This window comes from Pedobacter sp. JCM 36344 (genome assembly GCF_046546555.1).
In the GTDB taxonomy this organism is placed as follows: domain Bacteria; phylum Bacteroidota; class Bacteroidia; order Sphingobacteriales; family Sphingobacteriaceae; genus Pedobacter.
Window position 1 is genome coordinate 235,840 of record NZ_JBKHKK010000003.1, and the last position, 15,127, is coordinate 250,966.

16 protein-coding genes are annotated in these 15,127 nt (G+C 39.0%); 4 read left to right on the forward strand and 12 right to left on the reverse strand.

All coding sequences use genetic code 11. From position 1 onward, the window contains the following. Nucleotides 1-81: 81 nt before the first annotated feature. The 4 genes from ACHFIZ_RS04565 to glmM all read right to left on the reverse strand — a co-directional run bounded on the left by ACHFIZ_RS04565 (nucleotide 82) and on the right by glmM (nucleotide 5,409). On the reverse strand, nucleotides 82-2,367 hold the full coding sequence (locus ACHFIZ_RS04565) for a GH92 family glycosyl hydrolase (RefSeq protein ID WP_410883303.1): 2,286 nt from the start codon (nucleotides 2,365-2,367) through the stop codon (nucleotides 82-84). Between the two features lie 224 nt (nucleotides 2,368-2,591). Further along, entirely contained in the window at nucleotides 2,592-2,801 is a 210-nt protein-coding gene (locus ACHFIZ_RS04570) for a hypothetical protein (RefSeq protein WP_410883305.1), read from the reverse strand. Nucleotides 2,802-2,870: 69 nt separating this feature from the next. Further along, nucleotides 2,871-4,019: a cysteine desulfurase family protein gene (locus ACHFIZ_RS04575; RefSeq protein ID WP_410883307.1), complete on the reverse strand. Its 1,149-nt coding sequence runs from the start codon at nucleotides 4,017-4,019 to the stop codon at nucleotides 2,871-2,873. A 1-nt stretch (nucleotide 4,020) separates the two neighbouring features. After that, nucleotides 4,021-5,409, reverse strand: coding sequence for a phosphoglucosamine mutase (gene glmM, locus ACHFIZ_RS04580; RefSeq protein ID WP_410883309.1), 1,389 nt, complete (start codon nucleotides 5,407-5,409; stop codon nucleotides 4,021-4,023). 133 nt (nucleotides 5,410-5,542) lie between these two features. Here glmM and ACHFIZ_RS04585 point away from each other — a divergent pair, with 133 nt between their 5' ends. Genes ACHFIZ_RS04585 through ACHFIZ_RS04595 form a run of 3 tightly spaced genes read left to right on the forward strand, consistent with a single transcriptional unit; the run spans nucleotide 5,543 to nucleotide 7,565 of the window. After that, complete coding sequence (locus tag ACHFIZ_RS04585) at nucleotides 5,543-6,274, forward strand: class I SAM-dependent methyltransferase (protein WP_410883311.1); 732 nt, start codon at nucleotides 5,543-5,545, stop codon at nucleotides 6,272-6,274. Beyond that, a complete protein-coding gene (locus ACHFIZ_RS04590) occupies nucleotides 6,271-6,834 on the forward strand; it encodes a phosphatase PAP2 family protein (protein ID WP_410883313.1) in 564 nt (187 codons plus the stop codon). Before ACHFIZ_RS04585 ends, ACHFIZ_RS04590 begins: the two co-directional genes overlap by 4 nt. After that, nucleotides 6,834-7,565, forward strand: a complete 732-nt coding sequence (locus tag ACHFIZ_RS04595) for a ZIP family metal transporter (RefSeq protein ID WP_410883315.1) — start codon at nucleotides 6,834-6,836, stop codon at nucleotides 7,563-7,565. Before ACHFIZ_RS04590 ends, ACHFIZ_RS04595 begins: the two co-directional genes overlap by 1 nt. Before the next feature lie 32 nt (nucleotides 7,566-7,597). Here ACHFIZ_RS04595 and ACHFIZ_RS04600 read toward each other — a convergent pair whose 3' ends face one another. From ACHFIZ_RS04600 to ACHFIZ_RS04635, 8 genes are all read right to left on the reverse strand, one after another. After that, nucleotides 7,598-7,771 carry a DUF5522 domain-containing protein gene (locus tag ACHFIZ_RS04600; RefSeq protein ID WP_410883317.1) on the reverse strand — a complete coding sequence of 58 codons (174 nt, stop codon included), beginning with the start codon at nucleotides 7,769-7,771 and terminating at the stop codon, nucleotides 7,598-7,600. Further along, the gene (locus ACHFIZ_RS04605) at nucleotides 7,771-8,712 is read right to left on the reverse strand and encodes an exonuclease (protein WP_410883319.1); all 942 of its coding nucleotides are present in this window, start codon (nucleotides 8,710-8,712) and stop codon (nucleotides 7,771-7,773) included. The genes ACHFIZ_RS04600 and ACHFIZ_RS04605 overlap by 1 nt, the downstream gene beginning before the upstream one ends. A gap of 6 nt (nucleotides 8,713-8,718) precedes the next feature. After that, on the reverse strand, nucleotides 8,719-9,309 hold the full coding sequence (coaE, locus tag ACHFIZ_RS04610; RefSeq protein WP_410883321.1) for a dephospho-CoA kinase: 591 nt from the start codon (nucleotides 9,307-9,309) through the stop codon (nucleotides 8,719-8,721). Next, nucleotides 9,309-10,256 carry a YbbR-like domain-containing protein gene (locus ACHFIZ_RS04615; RefSeq protein WP_410883323.1) on the reverse strand — a complete coding sequence of 316 codons (948 nt, stop codon included), beginning with the start codon at nucleotides 10,254-10,256 and terminating at the stop codon, nucleotides 9,309-9,311. Before ACHFIZ_RS04615 ends, coaE begins: the two co-directional genes overlap by 1 nt. A 77-nt stretch (nucleotides 10,257-10,333) precedes the next feature. Further along, nucleotides 10,334-10,660: a preprotein translocase subunit YajC gene (gene yajC, locus ACHFIZ_RS04620; RefSeq protein WP_410883325.1), complete on the reverse strand. Its 327-nt coding sequence runs from the start codon at nucleotides 10,658-10,660 to the stop codon at nucleotides 10,334-10,336. A 16-nt stretch (nucleotides 10,661-10,676) separates the two neighbouring features. Beyond that, nucleotides 10,677-11,126 carry a DUF1573 domain-containing protein gene (locus ACHFIZ_RS04625; RefSeq protein ID WP_410883327.1) on the reverse strand — a complete coding sequence of 150 codons (450 nt, stop codon included), beginning with the start codon at nucleotides 11,124-11,126 and terminating at the stop codon, nucleotides 10,677-10,679. 2 nt (nucleotides 11,127-11,128) lie between these two features. Continuing rightward, nucleotides 11,129-12,079, reverse strand: coding sequence for a transcription antitermination factor NusB (nusB, locus tag ACHFIZ_RS04630; protein WP_410883329.1), 951 nt, complete (start codon nucleotides 12,077-12,079; stop codon nucleotides 11,129-11,131). A 34-nt stretch (nucleotides 12,080-12,113) separates the two neighbouring features. Continuing rightward, nucleotides 12,114-13,202 (reverse strand): Glu/Leu/Phe/Val family dehydrogenase, encoded by a 1,089-nt coding sequence (locus ACHFIZ_RS04635; RefSeq protein ID WP_410883331.1) that lies wholly within the window; start codon nucleotides 13,200-13,202, stop codon nucleotides 12,114-12,116. Between the two features lie 113 nt (nucleotides 13,203-13,315). Between ACHFIZ_RS04635 and ACHFIZ_RS04640 the strand changes: the two genes are divergently transcribed. Further along, the gene (locus ACHFIZ_RS04640) at nucleotides 13,316-15,106 is read left to right on the forward strand and encodes an ABC transporter ATP-binding protein (protein ID WP_410883333.1); all 1,791 of its coding nucleotides are present in this window, start codon (nucleotides 13,316-13,318) and stop codon (nucleotides 15,104-15,106) included. Nucleotides 15,107-15,127 lie beyond the last annotated feature (21 nt).

Below are 15,127 nucleotides of genomic sequence, written 5' to 3' on the forward strand. Positions count from 1 at the left end.
TTTCAACTATTGAAAGGGGCTTTGAATTCTATTCCGAGGTCCCGAAATAAATTCAGAATAACTAACGTTTTAATTTGGCCCTTATTTCTCCGTAGATAATGAATACGGGAAATCGGCTTCTTTCGTTCCTCTAGTTTTGTTTGGTGTAGCAATCATATCAAAATCAAGCACTGCTCCCTTTAATAGATTAGAATGGCTCAACCAGCTTTTGCTTTGCACTGCACCATTGTACTTCAACGTGTTGACATATCTGTTTGCATCACTGTTCTTTGGCGCATTTATTACGATCTGTTTACCATTCTCCAGATTGATGGTCACCTTTTTGAACAGTGGCGCACCAAGCACATATTGATCTGTTGCAGGTGTTACCGGATAGAATCCTAAAGCCGAGAATACATACCATGCCGATGTTTGTCCGTTGTCCTCATCTCCGCAATAACCATCAGGCGTAGCTTTATACATTCTATTCATGGTTTCTCTAACCCAATATTGAGTTTTCCAAGGGGCACCACCATAGTTGTATAAGTAAATCATGTGTTGGATTGGCTGATTACCATGCGCATACTGACCCATGTTAGCGATTTGCATCTCACGGATTTCGTGGATCACACTGCCATAATAGCTGTCATCAAATATTGGAGGTAATGTGAATACAGAATCCAACTTCTGAACAAACTTGTCTTTACCACCCATTAACTTAGATAGACCATCAATATCCTGGAATACTGACCAAGAGTAATGCCAGCTGTTACCTTCAGTAAATGCATCTCCCCATTTGAATGGGTTAAATGGAGTCTGGAACTTACCATCTTCGTTCTTACCACGCATTAAGCCACTAGCTGGATCAAATAGGTTTTTGTAGTTCATTGCACGTTTTTTGAAGATCTCTATCTCCGAAGCGGGCTTGCCTAAAGCTTTACCTAACTGGTAGATCGCGAAGTCATCATAAGAATATTCTAATGTTCTTGCAGCATTCTCGTTAATTTTAACGTTGTAAGGTACGTAACCCAGTTTGTTGTAATATTTAACACCTGTACGACCAGTACCTTCAGGTCCTTCATTGTCAGCACCGTTTTTAACTGCTGCCCACAATGTATTGATGTCGTAACCACGCATACCTTTAATATACGCATCTGAAACAACAGAAGCCGAGTTGTTACCAACCATGATGTTGGAATAACCAGGACTAGACCATTCTGGCAAGAAACCACCTTCTTTGTAATCGTTAGCCAAACCTTCCTGCATCTCTTTATTGATTGATGGATACATCAGGTTTAAGAGGGGATATAAGGCTCTGAAGGTATCCCAAAATCCGGTACCAGCAAACATATACCCAGGCAGAGTTTTTCCATTGTATGGACTCCAATGCATAATTTTGTTGTTTGCATCTAGTTCATATAATTTGTTAGGGAAAAATAATGTCCGGTAGAAACTAGAATAGAATGTACGGGTTTGGTCTACTGTACCACCTTCCACACTAACTCTACTCAGCGTTTTATTCCAGATTGCCTTTGCTTTGGTTTTTGTAGCGTCGAAGCTATCGTTAGCAAGTTCACGCTTTAAGGAAATATCCGCCTGTTCGATGCTAATGAATGAAGAAGCAACTTTCATATTAACCTGCTCACCTTTGGTAGTTTTAAAACCAACAATGGCACCAGAATGATCTGCTTTGACTTCCAGTTCGCCCTTCAAAAGCTCTGAACCTTTCCAGCCATCGGCTGAAATGAACGGCTTATCGAAATAGATAACGAAGTAGTTCTTAAAGTTGTCAGGAACTTTGTGCGCGTGTTTAGTGCTGTAGCCCACGATCTTGCGCTCTCCCGGGATAATCTTGATATATGAGCCTTTATCAAAAGCATCAATAACTACAAAAGAAGAATCAGCTTTAGGGAAAGTGAAACGGAATTGTGCAGCTCTTTCAGTCGGTGTGATCTCAGTTGTAACGTCAGCGTCAGCGAGATATACACTATAATAATATGGTTTTACTATTTCTGCCTTGTGAGAGTACCAACTCGCTCTTTCATCTTGAACAAATCTTTTCTTACCTGTTACGGGCATTATAGAAAATTGTCCATAATCATTCATCCAGGGAGAAGGTTGGTGGGTTTGTTTGAAACCCCTGATTTTGTCGGCATCGTAAGTATAAGCCCAGCCATCACCCATTTTACCGGTTTGTGGGGTCCAGAAATTCATACCCCATGGTACGGCGATCGATGGATATGTATTTCCATTAGAAAGTGATGGCTTGCTCAACGTACCCATCAGCGGATTGATCCACTCCTCAGGATCACTAATTTTACCTACTGTCTGTGCCGAAAGACTGAAGGATGTTACAAGTGCGGCAACGGTTAAAAGTTTTTTAATCATATTATTTGAATTCATCTTGTGTATTACAATACAGGGTTTGTCGAATAAGCTGTCCAAAGAAGTTCACGATGCTTATTAATCGCAAATAAAAACATTAAAATGTATATAACTCAATATGCTAAGTAAAAATATGCCAACAATATAAGGTTTTTTCACACAGGGTATATAAAACAAAAAAGCACAGTCATAATGTATGACTGTGCTGTTAAATATTGTAGTGTTTTCTAGAACTCTCTGCCTGGTGTGGTACCTGGTTCATGGCTCGATCCTAAAGACGTACTTTTACGTTTAGGCGTACCAGAAAAAGATGTTTTTTCTGTTTTTCTTACTGTTGAAGTCTCCCCAGTAGACTCTTCATGGGTGTCACCTTCTGTCTGATCGATATCAGTTCTAGCGGTACCTTTGTTTTTTTCTTCGTTATCCTGAATATTCATAATTCAAAGTTTAGGTTATAAATAGATTGTACACTTAGAACAACCTCAGGCAAACTATTGTTTGAAAAACTAGGCAGTGACATTTTGCTCAACAATTTGTTTCACCTTTTCAACAACGAAATCAATCTCCTCTTTTGTGTTGTATTTACTAAAAGAAAACCTAATAGATGGACGATTTGGATCTGCCCCAATTCCAGTCAGAACGTGCGATCCAATATTCGATCCGGAAGAGCAAGCACTACCTCCTGATGCGGAAATTCCATAGATATCAAGGTTGAAAAGTAACATGTCTGACATATCCATTGCAGGAAAAGAAACATTTAGTACGGTATACAAACTTTTATCAGCATCTGTTTCGCCATTGAAATACAAGTCAGGGATTTCCTTATTTAGCTTATCTTTCATATAATCTTTCAGCCCCTGAATGTGTGACTGGTGACTATCCATTTGTGCGTATGCGATTTCAAGAGCCTTTGCTAACCCAACGATACCATAAACATTTTCGGTTCCGCCACGCATGTTACGCTCCTGAGCACCACCAATAATCATTGGACTAATCTTTATGTTGTGATTTACGTAGAGAAAACCTACGCCTTTGGGGCCATGTAGTTTATGGGCAGCGCAAACAATAAAATGTGCCTTTAACTTTCTAACATTGTGTTTGTAGTGTCCTACGGTCTGCACGGTATCGCAATGATAAATTGCATTGTATTTCTCGCAGATATCACCGACCCGCTCAATATCAGTTAACGTTCCTAACTCATTATTCGCCTCCATCAATGAAACGAAAGAACGCACATTATTTTGAAGCAGCGCTTCTAAATGATCATAATTAACATTTCCTTTCGCATCAACCTCAACGAAGCTTAATTTATCTATCACGCCGTCCTTAAGCATCATATTTAAGGTGTGCTCAACAGCATGGTGTTCAATTTTAGAGGTAATGGCATGTTTAATATCGAAAGCAGCTATCCCACAACGAATCGCTGTGTTGTCAGCTTCTGTACCACCTGAGGTAAAGAAAATCTCTGCTGGGGATGCATTTAATGTAGACGAGACAGTTTTTCTAGCTCGTTCAATCAGCGTGCGTACTTCCCTCCCCTGAGCGTGAATAGAGGAAGGATTTCCATAATAGGTATTCATAACGTCTACCATCTCTGCAATCACAGTCGCATCAATTGGTGTTGTCGCAGCGTTATCCAAATATATTCTGTTCATCTTAGCTCAATTTTAAAAATTCTTTGATGTCTGAAATGATTTTAGCAGCTAAACCTTCAGCTACAGTTTCACTTTCTGCTTCACTATATATCCGGATTATTGGCTCCGTATTTGACCGTCTCAAATGAACCCATTCCTTCTCAAACTCTATTTTTAAGCCGTCAATAGTACTGGTTGGCTGATGTTTGTATTTCTCTTGTACCTTTAGCAACAAAGCGTCTATATCCATTTCAGGAGTAAGGGTGATCTTGTTTTTTGAGATGTAATATTCAGGATAGCTTTTACGCAATAGCGAAATCTGTTTACCAAAATTAGCGAGATGAGTCAAAAAGAGTGCAATGCCAACGAGTGCATCACGACCGTAATGAAGTTCTGGATAGATGATGCCACCATTACCTTCACCACCAATGATGGCATTGGTTTCTTTCATTTTATTGACCACGTTTACTTCCCCAACTGCAGCGGCATTGTAAATGCCTCCAGCCTTTTCAGTAACATCTCTCAAGGCTCTGGTCGACGATAAATTGGAAACAGAGTTCCCCGGTGTGTTGCGCAGGATATAATCTGCAACAGCAACCAGCGTATACTCTTCGCCGAACATGGAACCATCTTCACAAACAAAGCATAACCTATCCACATCAGGATCAACTACAATTCCAAGATCTGCATTCTTGTTTTGTACAACTTTAGCAATCTCCGTCAGATTTTCAGGAAGTGGCTCTGGATTATGTGGGAATTGTCCGTTAGGCTCACAATAAAGCTCATATACTGTTTCAACGCCTAACGCCTTTAATAAAGCAGGTACAAAAATACCTCCTGTTGAATTTACGCAGTCAATGACAATTCTAAAATTAGCAGCCTTAATAGCTTCTACATCCACTAGTGGCAAGTCCAGGATTACATCAATATGTTTCTGTAAATACGTATCATTGAAGGTCACTTTGCCAAGCTTATCTACTTCTGCGAAATTAAAATCAGCCTTCTCAGCAAGTTCAAGAATTTCTCTACCCTCGGCATCACTTATAAACTCTCCATCTTGATTGAGTAATTTTAAAGCGTTCCATTGTTTTGGGTTATGACTTGCAGTCAAGATAATACCACCACCAGCCTGCTCCATCGGAACAGCGATCTCAACAGTTGGAGTGGTCGATAAGCCAAGATTTACAACTTCTATTCCAAGTCCCTGCAAGGTTCCGGTCACCAAATTATTAACCATGTCGCCAGAAATCCGGGCGTCACGACCTAAAACGATCTTTCTATTATTTGTCTTACTTATTACCCAGAAACCGTAAGCAGCTGTGAATTTTACAATGTCGATTGGGGTGAGACCATTTCCGGCAATGCCGCCGATAGTTCCCCTTATGCCGGAGATAGATTTAATTAAAGTCAATGTATTCAGTTTTTTCAAAATTAGCAAAAAAAGAGCAAACCTGAGGATTATAACATATGGAGGCACATAATCCTGTCAAATGCATTACAAATACTATATTTGTCCTTTCTTAAAAATTATAACAAAGGGCTCCATGCAGCGTAAGTGGTTTCATTACTGGTTCAACTCTCCGTTTTATCACATACTTTATAGTCAGCGAAACGATGAAGAAGCAGAATACCTTATAGATAACCTATCCGCATTCTTGAAACCGGCAGCAAATTCCAAAATTCTTGATATCGCCTGCGGCCGGGGAAGGCACTCCACTTATCTCAATAAAAAAGGTTATGATGTTACAGGAATAGACCTTTCTGAGCAAAGCATCAAGTACGCACAACAATTTGAGCAAAAGAACCTGCACTTTTTTGTGCATGATATGCGCAAGCTGGCGTTCATCAACTACTTTGACATAGCACTCAATCTTTTTACAAGCTTTGGCTATTTTGAGACTGAAAAAGACCACGTTAATGCCCTTAAGTCTTTTAGAAAAGGGATTAAGACAGATGGAACTTTGGTTATTGATTATTTCAACACCCAGAAGATTATTAAAAATCTTACTAATCAGGAAATAAAGACAATAGAAGGTATTGAATTTCATCTTCATAAGTTTGTATCTGACGGTAAAATAATTAAACACATCAACTTTGAACATAGGGGTAAAACATACGCCTTTGAAGAAAGAGTTCAAGCATTTACCCTGGACGATTTTCAAAGGATGTTTGAAAAAAGCGGCTTGCAAATTCAGCATATCTTTGGTAGCTATGGATTGGATGCTTTTGATGAAACCAAATCGGACCGTTTAATATTAGTTTGCAATAAGGCATGATAGAAAGCTTGCAGCATTTTGATGTGGATCTATTTTTGATGATCCATAGGGGACTTTCCAATCCCTTTTTTGATTGGTTACTTCCGCTGATGCGCAACAAATACTTTTGGGCTCCATTATATCTTTTTATCATCATCTTCTGCGTTAAAGAGTACAAAAGAAAGGGCTGGTTGATGATCGGGATGCTATTCCTTACCTTCGCGATAGGTGATTTAATGGCATCCAGGTTGATAAAATATAGCGTAGGTCGGATTAGGCCCTGTAACGAGAGCACACTGACAAATGAAATTATCCATCGTGTTCCCTGCGGAAGCGGTTATAGCTTTCCATCTGCACATGCAACCAATCATTTTGCGATCGCAGTTTTTCTTATTTTTCTTTTTTTTGACAGATGGAAACCAATTTTACCTTTAGCTTTAAGCTGGGCATTTATAATATCTTTTTCCCAGATTTATGTTGGCGTTCATTATCCTATAGATGTGTTCGGCGGCGCTATTTTAGGGATATTAATAGGTCTTTTTACTTCTAAACTATACCAAAAGTTACAAAACAAAATATAATGGAGATCTGGAAACTACTCGTTCTTTTTCTATGTGCTTTTTTTGGCGGTACCGCCATATTTTTAGTTAAAAGCGACAAGTCCCAATTGTTGAAACTTATACTGTCTTTTAGCGGTGCCTATTTATTTGCAATAACAGTCCTGCATTTGATTCCGGATGCATATCATGGCGGCGAAGGTGAAAACATCGGCATCTTTATATTGATCGGTTTTCTGCTACAGGTATTCCTCGAGCAGTTCTCTGAAGGTGTGGAACACGGGCATATTCATAAACATGATCATACTCAGGTATTTCCATGGGGAATAATGATTAGTTTGTGTTTACACGCATTTTTGGAGGGAATGCCTTTGGCGAAAGATCAACACAATGCGTTAATCTATGGTATCGCGCTACACCACATCCCTGCTGCATTTGCATTGGCAAGCATCTTGATGCACAATCACTTCAAAAAAACTAAAATTGTCATGTTCATATCCATATTTGCGCTTATGGCTCCTCTTGGGTTTTATGTAAGCTATGGGATTAGCAATGGTAGCATCGGTGGTGTAGAAAATTACTTTAATAGAATTATGGGTATTGTGATCGGTATTTTCTTACATATATCAACCACCATTCTATTCGAATCGAGTGTAGATCACAAAGTGAGTAAAAGGAAAATGTTTGCGGTTCTGTTGGGTATTTCCATCGCGTTGATCGGGTACTTTACATCAGGAGATACGCATACCCACTAATCGTTTAGCTTTTGCAGGCGATTGATGTCTTTTCATCGTTTATCTTGATCCCTATCGTCCTCGGGTTTTTCGGGCAGTACCTTACCATAGTCCCAAGGACAGTGCTTACATTTGTTTTTACAGCAATAACCGCGTTTTATGTGATATGCTTCGGTAAAAACCATAAATCCCTCTTGGTTAAGATAAAAGTCCGTGCCCTCGATCATCAATTGAGTGATTTAACATTTAGGCGGTTCTGAAAATGGGACTTTAGCGACTGCCCATTCCCATGATTGGTCCACACTTCTGTAGGCTCAATTTGCTCAATAGTTGTTAGAATATCATTCCAGTCGGCGTGATCAGAAACAAGCAGCTGAATTTCATTACCTTTTTGGAGGTGCTTCCAGCCTGTGGCAAATACCCGTACCACATTTATTGCTTTGAAATAACTGTTGTAAACCATTGGTGGCACCAGATAAACCATGTTGGTCAAATTTGCCTTCATCACCTTTCTATCGTAAACCTCATACTCGCCAAGTTCGATTCCCATTTGCTCATAAATTTTAAGAAAAGGCACCATGCTGAAATGTACAAGAATTCGTTTTTCAGGACAGTATCTTGTCATTAAATTAATAAGTCGCTGGCTCTTACCCAATACGTAAGCACCAAGCATAATATTATTTTCAGTTGAGTTAAGTTTTAGTATCTCGTCTTCAGCATCTGGATGTTGAGTATTTGGATCTGCAAAAGTTGTCTCAGTGATTAGCACATCAGCTTTAACGAACTCGATTGGCTCACAGGTAGCGTCAGGCTGCAATTTATAATCACCAGTATATAAATAACAGACCCCCTGATACTCCATTACCACCATGGCGGACCCGAGAATATGACCAGCAGGCACAAAAAAGATGTTTACACCATTTAAGCTAAAACTTTGCTTATACAAATGAATATGAAACGTCCCTGCAGCGTTCTTTCTATATCTATGCCTCATAAACAACGATGTCGCTTCTGTACAATATACATTGAGATGGCCTCCAATCGCATGGTCGCCATGTGCGTGTGAGATGATGGCGTCTTGGGTGGGTACTTTCGGGTCAAGGTAAAAATTACCATACCTGCAGTACAGACCAGTTTTGTCTATGATGATGAAATCTTCTAAGATCATTGATGATTAGTTTTTGAGGAATTGCTCGTGCAAGTCTATCACTTGGGCAATCACAGATTGTGACTCGCTATTGTAGAGAATAAAATCGGCAATCTTCGACTTTTGTTCATCTGAAAATTGCTTGTCCATCCTTGATGTTACTAGATCAGCAGTTACAGAATCTCGAGCCATAACCCGCTTCAATTTTAGTTCGTGTGGTGCAATCACAAGAATACTTTGGTCACACATTTTGTAAGATCCACTTTCAAATAACAGTGCAGCCTCTTTAAGTAGGTAGGGGGCGCTATTGTCTACTGTTCCAATCCAACTCTCAAAAGCTCTAAACACTGCTGGATGTACCAATTCGTTTAGTTTGGCCAGTTCCTCTGGGTTGGTAAAAACGATGTTTGCTATGTGTTTATTATTAAGACTATCGTCTGGGAAATAACTCAAATGACCAAAAGCCTTTTTTACGCCAGCAACAAGCAATGGGTCGATTACCATGATGCTTTTTGCCACAGTATCAGCATAGAATACAGGAATTCCCAATGTTTCAAATATCTTGCAGACTGTAGTTTTGCCACTCCCTATGCCACCGGTTATTCCTATTTTCAGCATTACTTTTCAATTATAAAATCAAGCTTATCAGGAACAATACTTACAAGTTTACAGAAATCTGGAAATCTGCTTAGGCTTACGCGAAGCTTATTATGGTTTAATATCTTCCATTCATCGAGGTCCACAACGGCATCTATATACGTTTCGTTTGTTTGCTGATATTTTGAAAGTGCAATCAAGAAAGTAACTTTAACTTTTTTTGGATAGAGCTTAATGTTGTAGTAATCTTTGTTATTGATAATTTTTACAGGTATTTCCATAGTCTTCTCTGTAAATTCATCTACAGGAATAGTCACCTCGGCACTACTTGGAAATATATTCACGTTTTTCATCTTGTTTTGAGCAACTGAAACACGCGTTACACTTGTTGCCTGAACATTTTTTAGCGTAAGGGTGTCTGTTGGCCACACGTTTATCTTTTCAAGTTTATCTTGGGGTCCAGAAAGCGTGATGTATTCTGGAATTATTTCTATATCGTCGGAGATGCCATATTGTTTAACAAAACTAATGTTTGACATCAATTTGACGGGTACACGTTTGACGGTCCTCAATGTAAAATCAAAGTATAAGGTATCAGGATTTACAGATATTATTTTTTGTGAAGTCTCCAGTTGACGGTTGACGTTAACGAGTTGCTCAGCGAATAATACGTAATTCCTTGTATTTAGTTTCTCAAGGTTGATTGATATGGATTGGGGTTTTACTCTTAACCTTGCGAATAACAGCTGCCAGCCCGTACCTTCGACCTGGAGGTCCACCGTATCGGATTGCAGAGGATGAAAGGCCTTCTTCTGTGGAAAGTTTTTATAGTACAAGACCGTTTTGGACGTGTATACATACTTTTTATTTAAGGCCATAAATAACCAGGCCCCTATCGCTAATAATAGACAGGCGATCAATACCAGAAAACGCTTTCGCTCTATTTTTGTAAGTCGTATAAGAGGCATGGCTGTAAAGTAATCAAAAATAGTAATACAAAAAAGCCGCCCAAATATCGGAACGGCTCTGTAATATTCAAAAAAGCTTAGGCCTTTACTGTATCAATTTTTGGCGCTGCCGCTTTTGTAGCATCTAAGGAAATTGCGGATTTATCAAAACGAATTTTTGTGCCACTTTCAACTTCTATTAGGAAAGTAAGGTCATTTAACTCTACAATTTTACCATGAATTCCGGCCGTAGTCACTATTTTATCACCCTTTTTAAGGTCTGCGACAAGCTTTTTATGTTCTTTTGATTTTTTAACTTGAGGTCTGATCATGAAGAAGTAAAAAACTACCATAATTAGTACCATAGGAACCAATGTACTTAGCATGTTACTACCACCGGCTTGCAAAATTATTGTTGATATCATATATATTTCTAGTTAATTATTCTTTGATTGTACCTAAAAGTTGAATAGCGACTGGGCTGTTGACAGCATTTGAGCTTACGGTAACTTGCTTTCTCAATGGTCCGGCAGGTTTACCTGCGCTATTAAATACCACTTTCAGTATCCCTTCTGCTCCTGGAAGAATTGGCTCTTTAGGGATTTCAGGCACGGTACAACCGCAAGTCGCTAATGCATCCTTTATGATCAATGGCTCTTTACCAGTATTTTTAAATTTGAAGTCATAAGTTACGATTTCGCCTTTTTTGATCTCGCCGAAGTTGTAGATATCATTTGTAAAAAGGATCTCAGCAGTGCTTACCTTAACAGGTGGTATGGCTGCGGCAGCAGTACTATTGCTATCTACTAAAGTCGTTTTAGTAGTTTTTGCACTTGGCTGGCATGATGCAAAAGATAATGCTACAAATGCCAATAATAGGTTTTTTTTCATATTTATTCTTCTATAAGTCCGCGACCTATTTTTTTAATACTATTATTTCTTTTAAGATCTCCCATAATCTTGTCTAAGATACCGTTAATAAAGGAATTACTTTTCGGTGTACTGTAATCTTTTGAAAGATCAAGATACTCATTGATAGTTACTTTAACAGGGATAGATGGGAAGTTTAGCAACTCACAGATCGCCATTTTCATTAGGATAGTATCCATCAAAGCAATCCTTTCAGATTCCCAATTCTTAGTTCTATCAGCGATGTAAACCTGGTATTCCTTATCATTCTTTAGCGTGTAGATGAAAAGATCTTCAACAAACTTGCTATCCTCTTCCCAATCCTGACTGATGGGTGTGAGCTTATTTACAAAGGGATCTTCGGAGGTAAAATTCTTAATGCTCTTGGCGACCATGCCCTGCATCACTTCTTTATCTACCGACCAGTTTATGAATTTATCTTCAAAAGCCTGAATGATATTGTGACTTTTTAAAATGACTTTTCTAAATACAAACTTGATTATGCTTTTAGATTCTTCGAGGCTGTTGTTTTCGTCTGCAAGATAAGCAAGGTACTCAGGACTAGCCTTTAAGCTATTGAAAATAGCTTTTACGAATTCAGGATCGGACATCCAGTTAATCTTATATTTATTAACAGCAGCAATGAAGTCTGGGTTTTTCTTTAGAACTACAGCGAACTTATTATTCAGTAATTTAAGATTAGGATTTAAATCTTCTACAGTTGGAAGATGTTTACCGGCACGCTCCGAAGCGTCGATATCAGTGTATTCTGTAACCTCCACTAAAAGAGAAAGCATCCAGATGTACATTTCATATACATTGTCTATGCTTTCCATTAACGCCTTCTTGGCAGAAGTAACGTCTCTTTTGTCGGTCATGTGCCATGCAAAAATGTTTTGCAAAGCTTTAATTCTTAAGTGCCTTCTGTTTAACATGAATGTAAGAACGATTGGTAAATTACCTGTTTATTTAAAATGATGATTTTATTTTCTTGATGTCTATTATTCTTTGCTCTGCAATGCGGTTGGCTGCCAATACCGTAGGAATATTTTCCCTTTTGGACATCTTTATCACATCTCGTGTTGCATTATATATGTTTTCAGTAAGCTGTATAGTGCGTTTTTTGCTGTATCCAGTGAGCTCTGAATAACTACTGATTAGACCACCTGCATTAATCAGGTAGTCTGGCGCAAACAAAATTCCTTTATCAAGTAAGAGTTGCCCATGAGTCTTTTCATTCGCAAGCTGATTATTAGCTGAACCTGCAATAATTGCGAAATTCATCTTACCTATGGTTTGATCATTTAAAGTAGCTCCTAGCGCGCACGGGGCATAGATGTCTGCATTGAGCGCAAAGATCTTATCTGCAGCAATTGGTTTAGCTTTATAGGTGCGTGCTACATGCTGCAAGCGCTCTTCATTTATGTCGCTAATATAAACTTCAACGTTTTCAGCTCTCAACAGTTCAACGAGGTGCTCGCCTACATTTCCAATTCCTTGTACAACAACAGATCTGCCTGCCAGCATATCTGTACCAAACACTTCCTTTACACAAGCCTTAATACCTAAAAAAACGCCTTTTGCAGTTGTGGGTGCCTGATCGCCTGCACCGCCCAATGACTCTGGAACCCCGGTAACATGTGTAGTTTCCATACGGATATATTCCATGTCCTTCGTATTGGTACCTACGTCTCCCGCAGTAATGAATTCTCCGTTTAGATTCTTAATGAAGCGACCGTAGCTTCTCATCATCGCTTCTGATTTTTCTTTTCTGGAATCGCCGATGATCACCGCATTTCCTCCGCCCAGATTAAGTCCGGTGATTGCGGCCTTGTAGGTCATGGCCCTTGATAATCTCAAAACGTCTTCAAGGGCCTCCGCCTCTGTTGAGTAGCTCCACATGCGAGTACCGCCCAAAGCAGGTCCCAATGTAGTGTCATGAATAGCGATAATAGCTCTTAATCCAGTATCAGGGTCATTACAATAAACCACTTTTTTATGCCCTGAGGCACTAATTTGATCTAAAACAGAATTGACACTAGAACTATTATCAGACATATGATGATTGTTATCAGCTATTGCGCAAAAGTACTCAAAAAAAACATTATTTACATTGCATAAACTGAAGTCTTTAAAAATTTAATGTTTCAATTGGTTAACTTTACCTGTTCATGAAACACCTGAAAATATTAAACAAATACTTCTATAAATATAAGTGGTGGTTGATACCCGGCGTCTTCTTCGTAGTCATCTCTAATATTTTCGGTGTAATACCCGCCCAGGTAATCGGTCATGCCTTCAATCTAATCACTGAAAATATCCTGATATATGGTCTGTTCGAAGGATTTGAACGTCGCGAGGTAATATATGATATCTTCAGCTACACCCTACTATATTTCGGTGCTCTGATATTAGTGCTTTATCTTCTGAGAGGTCTGTTTCTCTTTTTTATGCGACAAACAATAATTCTTATGTCACGCCATATTGAATACGACATGAAGAATGAGATCTATGGCCATTACCAAAAATTAAGTCTTGGTTTCTATAGACGAAATAACACCGGAGATTTAATGAACAGGGCCACTGAGGATGTCAATAGGGTGAGGATGTATGTGGGCCCTGCAATTATGTACGCGATAAACACCGCAGTTTTGTTCTTATTAGTAATTTACGCAATGTTCTCGGTAAACGTTACACTTGCCATATTTTGTTTGTTGCCTTTGCCAGTTCTTGTGGTAATCATTTACTATGTGAACACCATGATCAACCATAAGAGTGAGCAAATTCAAGAACAGTTGTCCAAATTATCTAGCTTTGTTCAGGAGCGCTTTTCCGGTATCCGAGTGATAAAATCCTATGTAAGAGAAGGGTATACAAAAACTGTCTTCGCCGCTGAAAGCGAAGGGTATAAAAAGAATGCGATGAATCTAGTCAAGGTACAAGCCCTTTTCTACCCTACCATGTTGTTACTTGTAGGCCTGAGTACGATTCTCACAATATATGTTGGTGGCCGACAAGTTATGAATGGATCCATCACGTCGGGGAATATAGCAGAATTTATAGTCTACGTGAATCAGCTGACCTTCCCTGTTTCTATGTTAGGTTGGGTTACTACTTTGATTCAACGCGCTTCAGCATCTCAAAAAAGAATCAATGAGTTTTTAGAACTTAAGCCTGATATCGTTTCCTCACACAATGATCCTTTGGAAGTCCAGGGAAACATCCAGTTTAAAAATGTTAGTTTCACGTATCCAGATACCGGCATTCAGGCCCTGAAAAATATCAGTTTCAATATCGAAGCTGGACAATTCGTTGCGGTTATAGGTCGCACAGGTTCTGGAAAGTCTACATTAGCAAACCTCATCATGCGTATGTATGATGTGGATAGCGGGAGTATTTTGATCGACAATAAACCCATCAAAGCCGTAAATCTTCAAAACTATAGATCGCAAGTCGGTTTTGTTCCACAGGAAGTATTTCTTTTTTCTGATACAATTAAAAACAATATCGCTTTCGGACTTGACCAAGTGACAGACGCCGAGGTGGAAAATGCTGCCAGGAATGCAGCAGTGTATGGGAATATTGTAGATTTTGACCTCAAATTTGAAACTATATTAGGTGAACGTGGAATTACACTTTCAGGTGGCCAAAAACAGCGCGTATCTATCGCCCGTGCCTTGATTAAAGAACCAGGCATTTTAATATTTGACGACTGTCTTTCTGCTGTAGATACTAGGACAGAGGAGGAAATATTGAAGAATCTGGGCAAAGTGATGAATGGAAAAACCAGCATTTTGATTGCTCACAGGATTTCCACAATAAAAAACGCAGATAAAATCCTGGTTCTTGATAACGGATTTGTGATAGAACAAGGAACCCACGATGAATTGTTAGTATTTGCGGGTGCCTATGCAGAAATGTACCAAAATCAGCTCCTGGAGGAAGAAAACCTTTCTAAGTGATTTCTATTTTGAACTTTAATA

Coding starts and splice junctions, on each gene's coding strand:
- ACHFIZ_RS04565 (WP_410883303.1), bottom strand. CDS start 2,367: ATGATTAAAAAACTTTTAACCGTTGCCGCACTTGTAACATCCTTCAGT.
- ACHFIZ_RS04570 (WP_410883305.1), bottom strand. CDS start 2,801: ATGAATATTCAGGATAACGAAGAAAAAAACAAAGGTACCGCTAGAACT.
- ACHFIZ_RS04575 (WP_410883307.1), bottom strand. CDS start 4,019: ATGAACAGAATATATTTGGATAACGCTGCGACAACACCAATTGATGCG.
- ACHFIZ_RS04585 (WP_410883311.1), top strand. CDS start 5,543: ATGCAGCGTAAGTGGTTTCATTACTGGTTCAACTCTCCGTTTTATCAC.
- ACHFIZ_RS04590 (WP_410883313.1), top strand. CDS start 6,271: ATGATAGAAAGCTTGCAGCATTTTGATGTGGATCTATTTTTGATGATC.
- ACHFIZ_RS04595 (WP_410883315.1), top strand. CDS start 6,834: ATGGAGATCTGGAAACTACTCGTTCTTTTTCTATGTGCTTTTTTTGGC.
- ACHFIZ_RS04600 (WP_410883317.1), bottom strand. CDS start 7,771: ATGATCGAGGGCACGGACTTTTATCTTAACCAAGAGGGATTTATGGTT.
- ACHFIZ_RS04605 (WP_410883319.1), bottom strand. CDS start 8,712: ATGATCTTAGAAGATTTCATCATCATAGACAAAACTGGTCTGTACTGC.
- coaE (WP_410883321.1), bottom strand. CDS start 9,309: ATGCTGAAAATAGGAATAACCGGTGGCATAGGGAGTGGCAAAACTACA.
- ACHFIZ_RS04615 (WP_410883323.1), bottom strand. CDS start 10,256: ATGCCTCTTATACGACTTACAAAAATAGAGCGAAAGCGTTTTCTGGTA.
- yajC (WP_410883325.1), bottom strand. CDS start 10,660: ATGATATCAACAATAATTTTGCAAGCCGGTGGTAGTAACATGCTAAGT.
- ACHFIZ_RS04625 (WP_410883327.1), bottom strand. CDS start 11,126: ATGAAAAAAAACCTATTATTGGCATTTGTAGCATTATCTTTTGCATCA.
- nusB (WP_410883329.1), bottom strand. CDS start 12,079: ATGTTAAACAGAAGGCACTTAAGAATTAAAGCTTTGCAAAACATTTTT.
- ACHFIZ_RS04635 (WP_410883331.1), bottom strand. CDS start 13,202: ATGTCTGATAATAGTTCTAGTGTCAATTCTGTTTTAGATCAAATTAGT.
- ACHFIZ_RS04640 (WP_410883333.1), top strand. CDS start 13,316: ATGAAACACCTGAAAATATTAAACAAATACTTCTATAAATATAAGTGG.